Annotated in this window: 23 protein-coding genes; 4 read left to right on the top strand and 19 right to left on the bottom strand. The window is 67.2% G+C overall.

The annotated features are described in order from the left end of the window. Positions 1 to 92: 92 nt before the first annotated feature. Positions 93 to 608, bottom strand: coding sequence for a protein-export chaperone SecB (gene secB, locus CHB69_RS09775; protein ID WP_089215818.1), 516 nt, complete (start codon positions 606 to 608; stop codon positions 93 to 95). 199 nt (positions 609 to 807) lie between these two features. Here secB and CHB69_RS09770 point away from each other — a divergent pair, with 199 nt between their 5' ends. The 3 genes from CHB69_RS09770 (at position 808) to CHB69_RS09760 (ending at position 3,770) form a co-directional block, all read left to right on the top strand. Next, positions 808 to 1,533, top strand: coding sequence for a Tim44/TimA family putative adaptor protein (locus tag CHB69_RS09770; protein ID WP_089215817.1), 726 nt, complete (start codon positions 808 to 810; stop codon positions 1,531 to 1,533). Between the two features lie 292 nt (positions 1,534 to 1,825). Then, on the top strand, positions 1,826 to 3,103 hold the full coding sequence (gene mltA / locus CHB69_RS09765; RefSeq protein ID WP_245836684.1) for a murein transglycosylase A: 1,278 nt from the start codon (positions 1,826 to 1,828) through the stop codon (positions 3,101 to 3,103). Between the two features lie 97 nt (positions 3,104 to 3,200). Beyond that, positions 3,201 to 3,770 carry a Smr/MutS family protein gene (locus tag CHB69_RS09760; RefSeq protein ID WP_089215816.1) on the top strand — a complete coding sequence of 190 codons (570 nt, stop codon included), beginning with the start codon at positions 3,201 to 3,203 and terminating at the stop codon, positions 3,768 to 3,770. A gap of 233 nt (positions 3,771 to 4,003) precedes the next feature. On the opposite strand, the gene dapE is transcribed toward CHB69_RS09760, so the two are convergent. Beyond that, entirely contained in the window at positions 4,004 to 5,134 is a 1,131-nt protein-coding gene (dapE, locus tag CHB69_RS09755) for a succinyl-diaminopimelate desuccinylase (protein WP_089215815.1), read from the bottom strand. A 188-nt stretch (positions 5,135 to 5,322) separates the two neighbouring features. Between dapE and CHB69_RS09750 the strand changes: the two genes are divergently transcribed. Next, positions 5,323 to 5,790 (top strand): cupin domain-containing protein, encoded by a 468-nt coding sequence (locus CHB69_RS09750; RefSeq protein ID WP_089215814.1) that lies wholly within the window; start codon positions 5,323 to 5,325, stop codon positions 5,788 to 5,790. Between the two features lie 21 nt (positions 5,791 to 5,811). Here the strand turns inward: CHB69_RS09750 and CHB69_RS09745 are convergent, their stop codons facing one another. The 17 genes from CHB69_RS09745 to CHB69_RS09665 form a co-directional block, all read right to left on the bottom strand. Beyond that, positions 5,812 to 6,186: a hypothetical protein gene (locus tag CHB69_RS09745; RefSeq protein WP_089215813.1), complete on the bottom strand. Its 375-nt coding sequence runs from the start codon at positions 6,184 to 6,186 to the stop codon at positions 5,812 to 5,814. A gap of 61 nt (positions 6,187 to 6,247) precedes the next feature. Then, complete coding sequence (locus CHB69_RS09740) at positions 6,248 to 6,919, bottom strand: glutathione S-transferase family protein (protein WP_089215812.1); 672 nt, start codon at positions 6,917 to 6,919, stop codon at positions 6,248 to 6,250. Between the two features lie 115 nt (positions 6,920 to 7,034). Continuing rightward, positions 7,035 to 7,682 (bottom strand): ribosome biogenesis GTP-binding protein YihA/YsxC, encoded by a 648-nt coding sequence (gene yihA / locus CHB69_RS09735; protein WP_089215811.1) that lies wholly within the window; start codon positions 7,680 to 7,682, stop codon positions 7,035 to 7,037. 109 nt (positions 7,683 to 7,791) lie between these two features. Beyond that, entirely contained in the window at positions 7,792 to 9,540 is a 1,749-nt protein-coding gene (gene yidC / locus CHB69_RS09730; RefSeq protein ID WP_089215810.1) for a membrane protein insertase YidC, read from the bottom strand. A gap of 46 nt (positions 9,541 to 9,586) precedes the next feature. Continuing rightward, on the bottom strand, positions 9,587 to 9,799 hold the full coding sequence (yidD, locus tag CHB69_RS09725) for a membrane protein insertion efficiency factor YidD (protein ID WP_089215809.1): 213 nt from the start codon (positions 9,797 to 9,799) through the stop codon (positions 9,587 to 9,589). Between the two features lie 160 nt (positions 9,800 to 9,959). Further along, positions 9,960 to 10,298: a ribonuclease P protein component gene (gene rnpA, locus CHB69_RS09720; RefSeq protein WP_089215808.1), complete on the bottom strand. Its 339-nt coding sequence runs from the start codon at positions 10,296 to 10,298 to the stop codon at positions 9,960 to 9,962. A gap of 20 nt (positions 10,299 to 10,318) precedes the next feature. Then, entirely contained in the window at positions 10,319 to 10,453 is a 135-nt protein-coding gene (gene rpmH / locus CHB69_RS09715) for a 50S ribosomal protein L34 (protein ID WP_003046693.1), read from the bottom strand. A gap of 101 nt (positions 10,454 to 10,554) precedes the next feature. Then, the gene (locus CHB69_RS09710; RefSeq protein WP_089215807.1) at positions 10,555 to 10,863 is read right to left on the bottom strand and encodes a hypothetical protein; all 309 of its coding nucleotides are present in this window, start codon (positions 10,861 to 10,863) and stop codon (positions 10,555 to 10,557) included. A 343-nt stretch (positions 10,864 to 11,206) separates the two neighbouring features. Further along, on the bottom strand, positions 11,207 to 11,941 hold the full coding sequence (locus tag CHB69_RS09705; RefSeq protein ID WP_089215806.1) for an alpha/beta hydrolase: 735 nt from the start codon (positions 11,939 to 11,941) through the stop codon (positions 11,207 to 11,209). 75 nt (positions 11,942 to 12,016) lie between these two features. After that, a complete protein-coding gene (locus CHB69_RS09700) occupies positions 12,017 to 12,673 on the bottom strand; it encodes a glutathione S-transferase family protein (RefSeq protein ID WP_089215805.1) in 657 nt (218 codons plus the stop codon). After that, a complete protein-coding gene (locus tag CHB69_RS09695; RefSeq protein WP_245836681.1) occupies positions 12,670 to 13,125 on the bottom strand; it encodes a hypothetical protein in 456 nt (151 codons plus the stop codon). Before CHB69_RS09695 ends, CHB69_RS09700 begins: the two co-directional genes overlap by 4 nt. A gap of 2 nt (positions 13,126 to 13,127) precedes the next feature. Beyond that, complete coding sequence (locus CHB69_RS09690; protein WP_425442414.1) at positions 13,128 to 13,613, bottom strand: VOC family protein; 486 nt, start codon at positions 13,611 to 13,613, stop codon at positions 13,128 to 13,130. Beyond that, the gene (locus CHB69_RS09685; protein ID WP_089215803.1) at positions 13,613 to 14,035 is read right to left on the bottom strand and encodes a VOC family protein; all 423 of its coding nucleotides are present in this window, start codon (positions 14,033 to 14,035) and stop codon (positions 13,613 to 13,615) included. The genes CHB69_RS09690 and CHB69_RS09685 overlap by 1 nt, the downstream gene beginning before the upstream one ends. A 54-nt stretch (positions 14,036 to 14,089) precedes the next feature. After that, complete coding sequence (locus tag CHB69_RS09680) at positions 14,090 to 14,908, bottom strand: VOC family protein (protein WP_245836679.1); 819 nt, start codon at positions 14,906 to 14,908, stop codon at positions 14,090 to 14,092. A 29-nt stretch (positions 14,909 to 14,937) separates the two neighbouring features. Beyond that, positions 14,938 to 15,243 (bottom strand): DUF6958 family protein, encoded by a 306-nt coding sequence (locus CHB69_RS09675; protein WP_089215802.1) that lies wholly within the window; start codon positions 15,241 to 15,243, stop codon positions 14,938 to 14,940. Then, a complete protein-coding gene (locus CHB69_RS09670; protein WP_089215801.1) occupies positions 15,240 to 15,794 on the bottom strand; it encodes a GFA family protein in 555 nt (184 codons plus the stop codon). Before CHB69_RS09670 ends, CHB69_RS09675 begins: the two co-directional genes overlap by 4 nt. Next, positions 15,791 to 16,525 (bottom strand): DUF899 family protein, encoded by a 735-nt coding sequence (locus CHB69_RS09665; RefSeq protein WP_089215800.1) that lies wholly within the window; start codon positions 16,523 to 16,525, stop codon positions 15,791 to 15,793. The genes CHB69_RS09670 and CHB69_RS09665 overlap by 4 nt, the downstream gene beginning before the upstream one ends. Between the last annotated feature and the right edge of the window lie 120 nt (positions 16,526 to 16,645).

Raw genomic sequence — 16,645 nt, 5'->3', positions numbered from 1 at the left:
AATCCAGAGCGGTTTCATCCACCCTGGATTGCCACGGGCCTCCGGCCCTCGCAATGACGACGGAAGCCAAATGCGTCCGATCGCGCTTCGGGTCAGGCCTCGCCGGCCGGCGCGGCCATGGTCTGGCCGTCGCCCTGCTGCGCCTGCAGCTGCTGCTGAAACAGGCCGTGGAAGTCGATCGGCTCGAGCAGGAAGGGCGGGAAGCCGCCGTCGCGCACGGCGTCGGCGACGACGCGGCGCGCGAAGGGGAACAGGATGCGCGGCGCTTCGGCGAGGAAGAAGGGCTGAAGCTGGTCCTCGGGAATGTTGCGGACGCCGAACAGGCCGGCATATTTCAGCTCGACGACAAAGCCGGTGCCTTCGTCATTCTTCGCGGTCACGTCGATCTTCAGCGTGACTTCGAACAGATTCTCGCCGACGCCCTCGGCGCCGATGTTGAACTGAACGTCCATCTGCGGGGCCGACTGCCACTGATAGACCGCGGGGGCGTTCGGATTCTCGAACGACAGATCCTTCACATATTGCGAGATCAGGCCGATCGCGGGGCTGTTGTCCTCGCCGTTGGTCAGCGTTTCGGGCGTGAAGTCGGGGGTGGTGTCGTCGGCCATGGAATCAAGCTTTCACTGGAAATTCGAACGGAAGCCGCGCGCGCCGCGGGCCGGCCGCACGGGCGTTGCGGGCGCGCTTAGCAGCGCGCCGCCGCCAGCACAATGGGGCTGCCCGCCGCGCACCGCGCACGGTGCGTCGCAACCCGGACGCGGGCAAAGCGTTGACCTGTCAGCGCCCAGACGCCATGGCATTTGAAACATGGCCGCCCATCGCCTATGTTGGTGGGGATATTTCGCACGCATTGGACCTTTGCCCGTGACCGCATTCTCGATCGTATTGCTCGCCATGATTGCCGCTTTCCTCGGCATGCGGCTCTATTCGGTGCTCGGCAAGCGCACGGGACATGAGCAGGAACCGGTGCTGCCGCGCCGCGAGGAGCGCACCGCGCTGGCGCCGGTGCGCGTCGATGAGGGCGATGCGCTGCCGCCGCCGGCGACCGCCGCGACCGACGCCGCGGGCCTCGTATACGAACCCGCCGCCGAGGCCGGGCTGCGCACCCTGCTCGCCGCCGACCGCCATTTCGACGCCGGCCGCTTCGTCGAGGGCGCGAACGCCGCCTATCGCATGATCCTCGAAGCCTATTGGGCGGGCGACCGCGACACGCTGCGCGACCTGTGCGACGACGACAGCTATCAGGCGTTCGCGGACGCGATCGACGCGCGTGAGGCGCGCGGCGAAACGCTCGACAACCGCCTTGTCGGTATCGAGGCGACCAGGATCACCGCGGTCGAGGTCGGACGCAGCGACGCGCGCATCACCGTGCGCTATCAGGCCGACATCAGCGCGGTGACGCGCGATGCCGAGGGCAAGGTGATCGCGGGCTCGCTCAGCGACGCGGTGCCGGCCACCGACCTCTGGACCTTCCGCCGCGCGGTGGGCAGCAGCGACCCGAACTGGGTGCTCGACGAAGCCGAATCGGCCTGATCCCATGCCATTGCGCGGGGGGAGCGAGCGGAGCCGCCCGTCGGCCGCGCAAAGCGCATTTCCGGGACTCGCTTCGCATCTCTGCGGCCTCTGCGCCTCTGCGCGAATATTTTTCCCGCGCAGAGGCGCAGAGGCCGCAGAGAAAGAGGTTCACGCGGAGACGCGGAGACGCGGAGAAAAGGCCTTGGGCCAAAAGACCCTTTTCTCTCCCGACGCCGCATCGCGGCAGGATGTGGGCCGGGAAAGGCCGCTTCGCGGGAAACACGGCATCTCCGCGCCTCCGCGTCTCCGCGTGAACCCCGCAAGGCGCCGCCCGTCGGCGTCGCGTTACGCGCTGTTCGCCATCCTGCCGCTGCTATCGGCCTGCGCGTCGGTGATACCGCCCGCCGACGCGCCCGCCGCGCGGCCGGTGCCGGCACCGCGTCCTGCGCCATCGCCGGACGCTGCCGCGCAGCCGGTCCCCGCGACTCCGAACCCGCCGCTCGCCGCCGCACCGGCTCCCGAAGGTGCGACCACCGCGGTCGAGGCGGGGATCGTGCTCGGCCCCGAATATAATGAACTCGGCGTCGCCCCCGAACAGGCGACGGCCGCGCTCAAGGCGTTCCGGCTGAGCTGCCCCGCGCTCCAGCGCCGGACCGACGCGAGCGGACTCACCCAAAGCGGCGAATGGACCGAAAGCTGCGCCGCCGCGACCGGCTGGCCCGATCGCGACGCGGGCAATTTCTTCAGCCGCTATTTCGGCACGGTGCAGGTCGGCGCGGGCAGCGCCTTCGTCACCGGCTATTTCGAGCCCGAGATCGCGGCATCGCGCACGCGGCGGCCGGGCTATGAGGTTCCCATCTATCGCCGCCCCGCCGACCTCGTCGACGTCGATCTCGGCCTTTTCTCCGACGCGCTGAAGGGCAAAAAGATTCGCGGCCGTGTCCAGGGCAGCAATTTCGTCCCCTATTACGACCGCGCGGCGATCGAGGGCGGGGCGCTCGCGAATCGCGGGCTCGAAATCGCCTGGGCCGCCGACGCCGCCGAATTCTTCTTTCTTCAGATTCAGGGATCGGGCCGCCTGCGCCTCCCCGACGGGTCGGTGATGCGGATCGGCTACGACAGCCAGAACGGGCGCGACTATGTCGGCATCGGCAAGCTGCTGCGCGACCGCGGCGAGCTCCAGCCGGGGCAGGCGTCGATGCAGGGCATCCTCGACTATCTGCACGCCGACCCGGTGCGCGGCGCCGCGGTGATGAACGAAAATCCCAGCTGGGTCTTCTTTCGCGAGCTGACCGGCGCCGGTCCGCTCGGCGCGCTCGGCGTGCCGGTCACCGGGCGGGTCAGCGTCGCCGCCGATCCCAAATATGTCCCGCTCGGCGCGCCGGTCTTCCTCTCGCTCGACCGCGCCGAACCGAACGGGCTGTGGATCGCGCAGGATACCGGCGGCGCGATCAAGGGGGCGAACCGCTTCGACAGCTTCTGGGGGGCGGGCGATAGCGCGCGGGCGATTGCCGGCGGTATGGCGGCGCGCGGCTCGGCCTTGCTGCTGCTCCCGCGCGCCAGCGTCGCGCGGCTGACGGGGCGTTGAAAATGCGGCACCGGCCCACTCCCCCACCCGGCCTCCCCGATCCTGATAGTCTGTGGGAGGCCGGGTGGGGGAGTGGGCCGGTGCCGGAGCGCCACTAATGCCCCGGCGCCTCGACCCCGACGAAGCGGCGCTCTGGAAAAAGGTCGCCGCGACGGTCCAGCCGCTCCGCAAGGGGCCGGCTTCGCTTCCCCCCGAAGCGCCGCCCACGGTTCGGCCGCCGAAAGCGGCTCCGCGCAACACCGCGGCACCCGCCGCGCCGCCGCGCCCGGCACCGCTGCCGCCGCCGCGCCGTACCCACAGCCAGGCGACGCTCGACAGCCATTGGGACCGGCGCCTGCGCAAGGGGCTCGTGCGCCCCGACGCCTCGATCGACCTCCACGGCCACAACCTCGCCTCGGCGCAGGCTTTGCTCGACGATGCGATCGGCCGCGCGCTGATCCGCGGCGCGCGCGTGCTGCTCGTCGTCGCGGGGCGGCTGCGTCCCGGCGCCGACCGCCTGCCGCAAATGCACGGCGAACCCCGCCCGCGCGGTGCGATCCGCGCCTCGCTCGCCGACTGGCTCGCCGCCTCGCCCTTCGCCGGCCGCATCGTCGCGCTCCGCCCCGCGCACATCAGCCACGGCGGCGCGGGCGCGGTCTATGTGATTTTGCGGCGCGGGCGCGATTGAATAAATTTCTCACGCAAAGGCGCAAAGGCGCGAAGAAGGCAAAAAAAAAGGATCTCACACAAAGACACAAAGAGGGTAGTTCACACCGATCAGGTTATTCGAAGATCGCGCGAAGCGCCTTTGTAAATGTCGCCTGCGGCGACAAGCATTCGCCGCGCGGACGAACTGACATCTTTGTGTCTTTGTGTGAGATTTTTCTTCTTCGCGCCTTTGCGCCTTTGCGTGAGATCAATTCAATCGAGCAGCGCGCGCATCAACACGCCGCGATAGATGGCAGCGAGTTTGTGCAGATCGGCGACCGCGACCGCCTCGTCGAGCTTGTGCATCGTCGCATTGGGCAGCCCGAATTCGACCACCGGGCACAGCGCGTGGAGGAAGCGCGCGTCGGAGGTGCCTCCCGTCGTCGACAGTTCGGGCATGATGTCGGTTTCGGCATGAACCGCCTCGGCGACGAGCGCGGACAGGTCGCCCGGCGGGGTCAGAAAGGCTTCGCCCGAAATCTTGCCCACCACCTTCGCGCGCGGCTCGACGTCGTGCGCGATGCGCTCGATCATCTCGACCAGTTCGGCGCCCGTCTGCTGGTCGTTGAAGCGGATCGACAGCCGCGCCCGCGCCGAGGCGGGGATGACGTTGGTCGCGCCATTGCCGACCTCGATGTCGGTGAATTCGATGTTCGACGGCTGAAACCAGTCGGTTCCCTCGTCGAGCGTCACCCCGTCGATCGCCGCGAGGATCCGCACCAGTTTGGGAATCGGATTGTCGGCAAGGTGCGGATAGGCGACATGTCCCTGCACCCCCGGCACGTCGATCCAGATATTGACCGATCCGCGCCGCCCGATCTTCATCATGTCGCCGAGCCGGTTCACCGACGTCGGTTCGCCGACCAGGATCATGTCGGGGCGGACGCCGCGCGCATCCATATGCTCCATCAGCGCGCGGGTGCCGAAGATCGCCGCGCCTTCCTCGTCGCCGGTGACGATCAGGCTGATCGTTCCCGCCTCGACCGGCGTTGCGGCCGCCGCGGCGACGAAGGCGGCGATCGCGCCCTTCATGTCGACCGCGCCGCGCCCGTAGAGCAGATTGCCGCGGATTTCGGGGACGAACGCGTCGCTTGCCCAGCCCACTCCCGGCGGCACGACGTCGAGATGGCCGGCAAAGCCGAAATGCACCGGCCCGGCCCCCCGCCGCACCGCGAGCAGATTTTCGACCGGCCCGTCGGGCTCGATCCCGTCGATGAAGCGCTCGACGGTGAAGCCAAGCGGGACGAGCGCCGCTTCTAGCACGCCGAACACGGCGCCGGTGGCGGGGGTGACGCTCGGCGCGGCGATCAGCGCTTTTGCGAGATCAATGGGGTCGATGGTCATGATCGCCCCTTACCCGCTGGCACCGGGTGAAGTCGAGACGGCAGAATGGGGCTCGCACAAAGACACGAAGACACAAAGGGGGTGCGCTTCGCGCGATCGGCAAGAGTCGCCGGTCCCGCATACAGCCTCTTTGTGTCTTCGTGCCTTTGTGCGAAACAAAAGAGGAGCCAACGCAAGAGGACTGCCCCATGCCCAAACTCGACCTCGACACGATCGAACAGACCAACGCCACCGGCTATCCCGCGCCCTTCGACCAGCCGGTGCAGGGGCGCTGGTATCGCCGCCTCGCGCCGCCCTCCGGGCTGACCGATTTCGCCGCGAGCCATGTCGTGCTGAAACCCGGTGCCTGGTCGTCGCAGCGCCACTGGCACGACGGCGAGGACGAGATGCTGGTCATGATCTCGGGTGAGGCGGTGCTGATCGAGGACGACGGCCGCACACCGATGGCCGCGGGCGACATCGCCGTCTGGCCGAAGGGCAGCACCAACGGCCATCACCTGGTCAACGAATCGGACGCCGATTGCGTGTTCGTCGCCTTGGGCGGCGGCAAGAAATACGACACCGGCGGCGGCTATTCGGACATCGACATGCTCTTCACCCCCGAAGGCTATACGCACAAGGACGGCACGCCCTATCCGACGACGCGGGTGCCGTGACGATGGGCGGCTTTGGGGTGGTTAGCTGCCGTGTTCAGCAGGAGCCCGAGTTTGTGAAAAGAGCAGTGCGAGAAGAGGCCCGAGAACGGCCAACGCACCCGCAACAACGATGAAAGGATCGTCTTTTCCGATGATTACTAACAACCAGATGACTGATACGGCGAGCATGTTGCCGCCCCTGAGCCAGATCGATCCAGCCAGCCTGCGACCAAGTCCGTTCGCCAGACACAATGCTGGGAGAGGCGTAAGAAATGCAGCCCAGAAGGCCAAGAGCCAAACATCTTCCGGCTCTTCGGCGTAACGGCTCATTGACTGCGCCATTGAACCGATTGCAAGTAGCGCAGTAAGACACAGCGTTACGCCCAGTAAAAGGTTGTAAGAGCGGACGAGTTTCATCGCACGAATTTACCCGGTTCCACGATGTCCGCAATGGGGTCGTCTCCCGCCCCGCACGCCCTCACCGCTGCTCCGGCCCCTCGAACTGTTCGATCACCCAATCCTCGGCCTGCGCGCCGCCGATCCATTCCTGCATGCACGGGTGGCTGATCACCGCCTGGCAATAGGGGATGGCAAAGCGCGGCAAGGGAATCGAATAGGTCAGGAAGCGCGTGACGACGGGCGCGAACATCATGTCGGCGGCCGACCAGTCGCCGAACAGATAATCGCCGCCGTCGCCGAAGCGCGCCCGCGCCTCGGCCCAGATCTGCAGGATGCGCATCACATCGGCTTCGACCTCGGGCAACAGCTCGGCGGTGGGGTAGATGCGGCGGATGTTCATGCTGTGATGGCGGCGCAGCGCTGCAAAGCTCGAATGCATTTCGGCCGCCATCGACCGCGCCATCGCGCGCGCGGCCCAGTCCTCGGGCCAAAACCCTCGCGTTCCGCCGGTCTTTTCGTTGAGATAGTCGATGATCGCGAGGCTGTCCCACACGACGATGTCCTCGCCGTCCCACAGGATCGGCACCTTGCCGCCCGACGGCGCGAACTCGTCGCCCTCGCGGCGGTTCGACCAATCCTCGTCGTAAAGCGGGACGGTCACCTCCTCGAACGCGAGGCCGCTGTGCTTGACCGCGAGCCAGCCGCGCAGGCTCCAGCTCGAATAGGCCTTGTTGCCGATGAAGAGTTTCATGGCGACTCCATATTCCCCTCCCGCTCGCGGGAGGGGTTAGGGGAGGGGCTGTTGCGGCCCGCGGGTCGGTATGACATGCCCTCCCCCGACCCCTCCCGCAAGCGGGAGGGGAGAATTAACTCTCCACCGCCTCGAGCACTGCGGTCCTCAGCTCGGCGATCCCCATGCCCTTTTCGCTGCTCGTCGCGATCACCTGCGGGTGCGCGGCGGGATGCTTGCGCGCTTCGGCCTCGGTCGCCGCCTGCACCGCGGCGAGGTCGCTCGCCTTGATCTTGTCGGTCTTGGTGAGGACGAGCCGATAGCTGACCGCGGCGACGTCGAGCATCTCCAGCACCTCGCGGTCGACGTCCTTCAGCCCGTGGCGGCTGTCGATCAGCACCAGCGTCCGCTTGAGCACCGCGCGCCCGCGCAGATAATCATTCACCAGGAAGCGCCATTTCCTGACGACATCCTTCGGCGCCTTCGCAAAGCCATAGCCGGGCATGTCGACGAGGCGGAAGGCCAGCGGTTCGCCGACGTCGAAATAGTTGAGCTCCTGCGTGCGCCCCGGCGTGACCGAGGTGCGCGCGAGCCCGTTGCGATTGGTCAGCGCGTTGAGCAGCGACGATTTGCCGACGTTCGACCGCCCCGCAAAGGCGATCTCGGGCACGCTCGGCGCCGGCAGATGCTGGAGCGCGGGCGCCGATTTCAGAAAGGCGATCGGCCCCGCAAACAGCTTGCGCGCGCGTTCGGAAAGGATGGGGTCGATCTCGTTATCGGTCATTGTCGTGTACCCCCGCGAAGGCGGGGGTCCATCTCCTGTCGTTCAAATCCGTACCTGTCGGAGATGGGTCCCCGCCTTCGCGGGGACGCACGCCGACAGGGTCGGTATGCTATTTCGCCGCCACCGCCTTCAGCTGCGGATATTTGCGGTACATCCACTGCTGCTGCGCGATCGACAGACAGTTGTTGGTGATCCAGTAGAGCAGGAGGCCCGCCGCGAAGGGCGCCATGATGAACATGAACAGCCACGGCATGATCTTGAACACCTGCTGCTGCACCGGGTCGGTCGCCTGCGGGTTCAGGCGGAACTGCAGCCACATGGTGACGCCCAGGATCAGCGCGAGCACGCCGATGCCGAGGAAGGACGGCGGCGTGAAGGGCAAGAGGCCGAACAGGTTCAATATGTGCAGCGGATCGGGCGCCGACAGATCCTTGATCCACAGGATGAAGGGCTGGTGGCGCATCTCGATCGTCAGCATCAGCACCTTGTAGAGCGCATAGAAGATCGGGATCTGGATGACGATCGGCAGGCAGCCGGCGAGCGGATTGATCTTCTCGTCCTTATAGAGCTTCATCAGCTCCTGCTGCATCTTCGGCTTGTCGTCCTTGTGCCGCTCCTGCAGCGCCTTCATCTTCGGCTGGACGAGGCGCATCTGCGCCATCGAGCGGAACTGCCGCTGCGCGACCGGGAACATCGCGGCGCGGATGATCAGGGTCAGCAGCATGATCGCGACGCCGAAATTGCCGACCATGCGGAACAGCCAGTCGAGCAGCTTGAAGATCGGCACCTCGAAAAATTCGAACCAGCCCCAGTCGATCGCGTTCGACAGGCGGGTGATGTCCTGCTTGTTCTGATAGGCCGACAGGATGCCGACTTCCTTCGCGCCGGCAAAGATGCGGCTCGTCGTCGTGACCTGCCGGCCCGGCGCGACCTGTGTGAAGGGCCGCGCGAACAGCGTCTGGTAATTGTCCGCCGACGGCGTGCTGATCGACGCGGTGACGCGCTCGCCCTTGGCGGGGATGATCGCGGCTAGCCAATATTTGTCGGTGAAGCCCAGCCAGCCCGCACTCGCATATTTGACCGCGCCGCTCTCGTCGAGATCGTCGTAGTCGACGTCGAATACCGATTTGCCGTCGAGATAGCCGGTCGGGCCGACGTGGATTGTATAGCTGTCCTTCTCGTGCGGGTCGGTCGGTTTGCCGAGGCGGTCGATCAGCGCATAGCTGCTCGCGGTCACCGGCGCGCTGCCGCTGTTGGCGATCGTCTGCTTCGCGGTGATCAGGTAATTTTTGTCGATGCTATATTCGATGCGAAAACTCTGGCCGCTGCCGTTCGACCAGCTCAGCGTCACCGGCGTTTCGGGGGTCAGCTTGTCGCCGCTCGCCGTCCAGACCGTATCGGCGCCGGGGGTTGCGATCCCCTGCGCCGACCAGCCGATGCTCGCGAAATAGGCGGCCTTGGTGCCCGCGGGGGCGAACAGGCGGACGGGGGGCGAATTCTTCTCGACCGTCTGGCGATATTTGGTCAGCGTGATGTCGTCGATGCGCGCGCCGACGAGGTTGATCGATCCCGACAGCGCCGGGGTTTCGATTCCGATGCGCTGTCCGCCGCCGAGCACCGCCTCGACAGGGCGGATCGCCTGCGTCGCGGGCTTTGCCGCGGGCACCGCCGTCCCGGCCTCGGGCAGGCCGTTGGGCTCGCCCTGCGCTTTCGGCGCCGCACCGTCGCTTCCGGCGACCGTCGTGGTCACATCGGGCTTGTCGGGCGTCGGAAAGAATTTGTCGGCGACGAAATTCCATCCGAGCAGGATGGCCACCGACAATAAAATCGCCGCGATCAGGTTCCGCTTGTCGTCCACGCTGTTCAGTCTCTCTTCGTCTCTAATTGGTCGGGGGAAAATGCGCCTACGGAACCGGGTCGTAGCCGTGGCCGCCCCAAGGATGGCAGCGCAATAGCCGCTTTGCCGCAATCCAGCCACCCTTGATCGCGCCATAGCGCGAGAGGGCGGTGATCGCATATTCGCTGCACGACGGGGCATAGCGGCACGTCGGCGGCAGGATGCGGGACGGGCCGATCTGCCAGCCGCGCGCGAGCAGAATGAGCAGCCTGGCGATCATGCCGAAAGCTCAGAAAACTGCGCAACGTCACGCGCGATTCGCACGCCCCTTCCTTCGTCATCCCGGACTTGATCCGGGATCCATTCACGCGACGTAGAAGGATTGGACCCCGGATCAAGTCCGGGGTGACGAGAGAGGGGCGCTGCCACGCGCACGGCCGTCATCGCGCCAGCTTTTTCGCGGCGCGCTGCAGCGCCGAATCGAGATGTTCGCCAAGGTCGGAAAAGGCGATATCGTTGCCGCCCGCGCGGCCGATCAGCACATGGTCGGCGCCGGCGATTCCCGCTTGCGGCAGCGCGGCGCGCGCCAGCGCGCGCAGCCGGCGCTTCATCCGGTTGCGCGTGACGGCGTTGCCGACCTTCTTGCTGACGGTATAGCCGATGCCAATGCCTGCATCGCCGTCGCCGCGCGGGCGGACGAGCAGGACGAAGCCGGGCATGGGAAAGCGAAGGCCGCGATTCGCGGCCAGAAATTCGCTTCTTTTGCTGAGGGTGCGCACGGGCGGCGCACCGGCGGCGCTCAGGCCGACAGCTTCTTGCGGCCGCGGGCGCGGCGGGCGGCCAGAACCTTGCGGCCGCCGACGGTGGCCTTGCGGGCACGGAAGCCGTGACGGCGCTTGCGCACGAGGCGGCTCGGTTGATAGGTGCGCTTCATCGCGGTTTTCCCTAAATCTTGTCAAAAGCTCGAACAGAAAAGGGCCGCCAAGCGTGGGCGGCCACCGTTGGGGGCGCGGATAAGCAAGAGTCGGCGGAAAGTCAATCGCCATCTGGCTTTTCCAAGGCGCCGCGCGCGCGCCGCCGCGCGGCGCTGACCCGGCGCATGACGCGGTCGGTCCACGCGCCGTAGCGCGGATGGCGCCGCTTGAAGTCGACATAGCGCCGCTTCGCCCACAGGCTGTTCTGAAGGCTCAGCATCAGCCCGATCGGGAACAGGATGATGAACCCCGGCCCCGGCAGCACCCCGACGATCGGCGCCGCGATCATCAGCACGATGCCCGTCACGAACAGCGCGAACCGCACCTGCGCATTCGCGCGCAATCGCTGATAGAGGCCGGGCTTCGCCATAGCCCGCGATGTGGGGAGGCGGCAGGCGTGTTGCAAGCATAGGGCAGTTGGGAGCGCACCGTTGGCTGGCGGCGCGCGGCGGCATTGGGGTGGGGAGCGGACGTTCGACCGACCCCTCCTCTTCAGAGGAGGGGCAGCGAGACTTGCGCGCTTTGCGCGTTAGTCGCAGCGGGGTGGTGCAAGGGCGCCTTGCGCGCTGTCGCGCGCCACCACCCGGCGTCGGGTGAACAGTTCCCCGGACTGTTCAGGTCGGTCCGGGGGACCGACCGGCCCGACACCCCCCTCCTCTGAAGCGGAGGGGCTTATAATGGCAGCGACCGCCCGCTCCGCCCCCCGCCGCGGCTCAGTTCAGCGCGACGAAGCGCGCCATGTCATCGCGCGTCAGATAGCGGACATCGTCGAACGGCGTGCTGTTGGTCAGCGCGTAAAAGGCACGCGCCTTCGCATCGTCCATGCCCATTTCGCGGTAATAGGAAAGATATTCGGCGTGGACGGGATCGCTCGCCGGGTAGTCGCGCGCCTCGCGGCCATATTCGTCGATCCAGCTATGCACCCCGAATTCGGCGTCGGGGGCGGCGCGGCGATGGACGCCCGCGAGCCACAGCTCGACCGCGCCGGATCGCACCGACCCGCCGCTCGGCACCTCGGTCTCCAGCCCCGCGCGCCGGATCGCGCGCGCGAGGATCAGATTCGCCTCCTCGTCGAGACTCCCCGGGCAATCGACCATCTCGATGCGTTTGAGCCCCGGAAAGGCCGCGAGCATCGCCGCGAACTGGCGCGGCGTCGCGCTGGTGACGTCGCCCGCCATGCGCGCGGTCGCGGCGTCGATCACCGCGAACGGACCGAAGCGCGCCTTCGCCTCGCCGAGCGCCGCCAGCGCGCCCGACGGCGCATAGCGCCGCGTCGCCGCCGCATCGTCTGCCGCGACGTCGCTGTCGTCCGCTTCCCACGTCCAGGTGGTGACGGTCGTTGTCGTGGTGACGGTGACCACGCGCTGCGCGTGCGCCGGCGCGAGCGCCAGCACGGCGGCCGCGAGAGCGACGACGGCGAGGCGGGCGAGGGCGGCTGGCGAAACCATGCCCCCGTCCTCGCGCGCGCGCGGCTAGCAAAGTGCAAAGAAGTGCGGTCAGCGCGCCGTTAACCGCATAATGGGTCAGTCGCGGTCGGGCGCCCCCAAGGGGAAATAGGCGCGGTACGGCCGCGCATCGTCGACGCAGCGCTTGACCGGCGGGTGCGCGAGCAGCCGCGCGCGATAGGCGCGCAGCGCCGCATAGCCCGGCGCGATTTCATGCACCCAGTCGGCATAGAAGAGCGACGGTGCCGCCGCGCAATCGGCGAGTGAAAAGCCGTAAGGCGTCGCCCACTCGCGCCCCGCGAGCGTCTTGTCGAGCCAGCCATAGACGGTCTCGAGCGCCGCCTTCGCCTTGTCGACGATCATCGGCATGTGGTTTTCCGGCCCGCGCAGCGCGTCGGCCACGACCTCCTGCATCGGCGTCATCACATGATTGTCGAACACCCGGTCGAACAATCGCACCTCCAGCGCTGCGTCCGCGTCGGCGGGGATCAACCGCGGCTTCGGATAGCGCGCGTCGAGATATTCGATGATGATGCTCGCCTCGAACAGCGCCCGCTCGCCATCGACGAGCAGCGGGAATTTCCCCACCGGCCAGTGCGCGCGCAACTCTTCGCCATGCTGCGGCCGATCGGGCTCGATGACGCGATAGTCGAAACGGACACCCTTCTCGTAGAGCGCGATCAGCGCCTTCCACGTATAGGAGGAGAAGGGGTGGCCATAGAAAGTCGGGATCATTGCTTGTCCCCCCGAAGATAGAGCCAGGCGAGCGGCAGCCCGACGAAGGCGATATGCGGAAACAGCGCGACGAGGCCCTTGACCGGATCGGCGGGCGGAAAGGGCGCGCCGAAACGCAGCGGCAGCACGGCTGCGTTCATGATGAGGTAAAGCAGCAGCCCGTAAAGCGTGCCGGTCAGCCACCACGGCCAGCCCGTCCGCGCCGACCAGCGCGGCGCGAAGCCCACAAAGGCCGCGACCATCGCGCCCATGATCGCATAATGGGTGGCAAGCCCCGCGACCGCGCCGCCGGGCCCCCAGCCGGCGGCGCCGTCGCCGAAGGGGCCTTTCGCGACCCCGCGCAGCATCCCGCCGACGGTGCCGCCGGCGGCGATGCTCCACAGCGCGGCATAGGCGATGTCGAGTGTCCCGCAGAGCAGCCACGCGCGGAGCGGCGAAGGTCGCGCCGCCACTCTCAGCCCCCCTTGACCGCGGCCTCGATCGCGGCGACGTCGATCTTCTTCATGCCCATCATCGCCTCGAACGCGCGCTTCGCCGCCGCCTTGTCGTCGCCCGTCGTCGCGTCGAGCAGCACGCGCGGAGTGATCTGCCAGCTCAAGCCCCATTTGTCCTTGCACCAGCCGCACATGCTTTCCTGCCCGCCGCCCTCGACGATCGCGTTCCAATAGCGGTCGGTTTCCTCCTGCGTGTCGGTGTGGACCTGAAAGCTGAAGGCCTCGCTATGCTTGAAGGCGGGACCGCCGTTGAGGCCGACGCACGGAATGCCGAGGATGGTGAAGTCGACGGTCAATACGTCGCCTTCCTTGCCGCTCGGATTGTCGCTGGGCGAGCGGTGAACCGCGCCGACCTTGCTGTTCGGGAAGGTCGCGGCATAGAAATTCGCCGCTTCTTCGGCGTCGCCATCATACCACAGGCACAGCGTCACGGGGGTCTTCGCCATCATTTCTCTCCTTTCAGCGGGGTGCCGATCGACCACAGATGGCCGAAGGGGTCCTTGACCTGCGCATAGCGGTCGCCCCAGAACATGTCCTCGGGCGCCATCACGCTCTCCGCGCCGGCCTCGACCGCGCGGCCGTACCAGCGGTCGGTGTCGTCGACCTGCAGATGCAGCACGACCCCCGCCGGTGCCGGCGCCGGATTGCCGCTATATTCGGGGAAGTCGTCGTGCATCATCAGCGATGCGCCATTGACGTGCATATGCGCGTGCATCAGCCGCACGCCGTCGTCGGCGGGCACGCGCACCACCTCGGTCGCGCCGAACGCCCTGGCGTAAAAGTCGATCGCCTCGGCCGCGCGCTTGTCGCGGATCGTGATGTGCGGGGTCAGGCCGCCGGTCGGAGCCTGGTTCGCGGGTATGGTCATCGTCCTTCTCCTCTCCTTTTCTCAGCCCCTCCCCTTCAGGGGAGGGGCTGTTGATTATTTCCGCGGCCCGACCAGCCCGAACGCAGCGCCCTGCGGGTCGATACCGTTCATCGCATATTCGCCGCCGGGGATTTCCATCGGCCCGTTGACCAGCGTCCCGCCTTCGGCCTCGATCGCCGCCTTCGCGCGGTCGATGTCGTCGACGCCGATGTAGAAAGTCCAGGCGGGCGCGGGCATATCGGGCATCATCGGCATCACCGCGCCGATCCCGACCTCGCCGACCTGCAGGAAGCGATATTGGCCCATCGCGCCCATATCCATCGCGCCTTCCTGCCCCCAGCCGAAATGTTTGCGGTAAAAGGCGATCGCCGCTTCGGGATCGCTCGTCGACAATTCGTTCCAGCGCACATGCTGCGCCTCGGTCACCGAAAAAGCGTCGCTGTCCATGTCCTCCTTACCCGCGGGCGGGATCGGGTTCATGATATAGAAGGGCGCGCCCTGCGGGTCCGTCACCATCGCGATGCGCCCGACGGGCAGGTCGGTCGCGGGCATGTGCAGCTTGCCGCCGTCGGCTTCGATCGCCGCGATCGTGCCGTCGACATCGGGGGTATAGAGATAGCCCATCCACGCGGGCCGCGCGCCGCCCGCGAGCATGTCGGCATTGAGGGCGAGCACGCCGCCGGCATGGCCGCCGTCGCCGCGCACGATCATGCGATAATCGACGCCGCCGGACGCCGCGGGGTCGCTATGCGCCGCGATCGTCCAGCCGACGACCGCGCCGTAAAAGCGCGCCGCGCCGTCGGGGTCGCTGGTCATCAGCTCGTACCAGATGAAACTGCCCTTGGGATTGGTCGTCGTCGAACTGTTCATCATCCTTCTCCTCTCCGAAAGGAAGGCCGTGGTCAGCGGCGGTGAAAACGTAGCGGCTTGGTGTCGGCGCGCGCCACCACGCCGCGCGCCTCAAGGTCGAGCTGGACGCCTTTTTGCCACCAGCCCGCCTTGGCGCCGCCGGGGAAAAGCTCTTCGGGCAACAGGGGCAACAGCCCGGCCTTGATCTCGGCCGCGGTCAGGCCGGGGGCAGAGGCGGGGATCACCGCCAGCATCGCGTCGCGCATCGCTTCATATTTGGCGCGTTCGACCCGTACGACATGGCCGGGGCTGTTGACGTTCAGCATTTCGACGCGGTCCTCGCTTCTGGCCTTGCTCATGCCTCTTCCCCCAGCACGCGTCCCATGGACGGCGTGCGAAACCCCATCGCGGCCCAGGCGGCGAGCAGTCGCCACATGAATTTGCCCGAATGGCGGGCAAGATTGGGTATATCGTCGGGCAATTCGACGCCTTCGCGCCGATCGGCGGTCATGGTCCGCATTTCGACCGGCGGCCGGTCCTCGGGCGGCAGGCGGTCGCGATAGATGCTGAGCCAATGTCCTTTGAGGAATTCCAGAAACATCGGCGTGCGGCAGCAGGCGGCGATCATGCGCCGGGTCGGTGCGTCGGGGCTCAGCCGATAATCCTCCAGCCGCGCTGCGCCCTTGATACAATGGACGCGGTCCTTGCGGAACACGACATAGGGGGTGCCGCCGTCGCGGTCGAGCGTCGCCGCGCCTTCGGCCGCAAACCGTGCGCCTGCTGTCTGGCAGCTATGGCAATGGCAGGTCACGGTCAGAATCGGTGCCCGGCGAAGCTCGATCGCCACCGCGCCGCAGGCGCAGGATGCGACGCGGCGGTGCGCAGGCGATTGTTGGCGGGGCTGCGTCATCCTCGACCGTCCCCCGCATAGGACAGGCTGGGGAAGAAGTTGCCGCGCCCCTCGGGGGTCATGTCGAGCAGGCCCCACAGCGGATCGACGAGGTCGCCGGCGCGGTGATGCTCGCCGGGGTCGGACGGGCCGTAGCTCATCTCGCTCGCCCAATGGTGGCGGACGGTGTCGCCGTCCTTCTGAAAGACGTTGAAGATCGTCTCGTCCCAATCCTCGCCCTCGGCCATGCCGCGCTCGGCGCGCTTCGCTGCGGTCAGCTTCGAAGTGTCGCCATAATAGTCGGCCGAATAGCGGCCCTCGACGTCGGAGAGGAAGGCAAGGTGCGGCCAGCGCCGGTCCTTCGCCCACGCCTCGAGCCGCGCGACCGGCGACTTGGCGACGATATAGAGCGGCGCGCGCTGCCCGACGTGACGCGCGCTGCCGTCGATCGCGTCGAGCATATGGGTGCAGCCGGGGCACGGATTGTCGCGCTCGGCGCCGAACATGAAGCTGTAAAGGATGATGCTGGGGAAGCCGCCGAACAATTGGGACAGCTTCACCGGTTCGGGCCGGTGATGAACGCCGATCCGCTCGAACACATAATCCTCGGGCACCGCGCCGCCCGGCGGCAGCGCGCGCCGCTGCGCCGCGACCGCCTCGATCCGGCGCCTCAAGTCGATCTCGGCATCGAGCAACGCCGCGCGCGCGTCGCGATAGGCGGCGCTTTCGTTCGGGAAGGAGAGCTGTTGCATCGTCTTTCTCCCTTTTCGCCCCTCCCCTTCAGGGGAGGGGTTGGGGGCGGGGGTCGCGGGACTGCGCGAGGCCGATGGGCCCACCCCGCTGCGCCCCGGACTTGATCCGGGGATCGCTGC

The organism is Sphingopyxis indica (genome assembly GCF_900188185.1).
Lineage (GTDB): Bacteria > Pseudomonadota > Alphaproteobacteria > Sphingomonadales > Sphingomonadaceae > Sphingopyxis > Sphingopyxis indica.
Note: the sequence above shows the minus strand (reverse complement) of the source record. Positions and strands in the feature narration are given on the sequence as shown.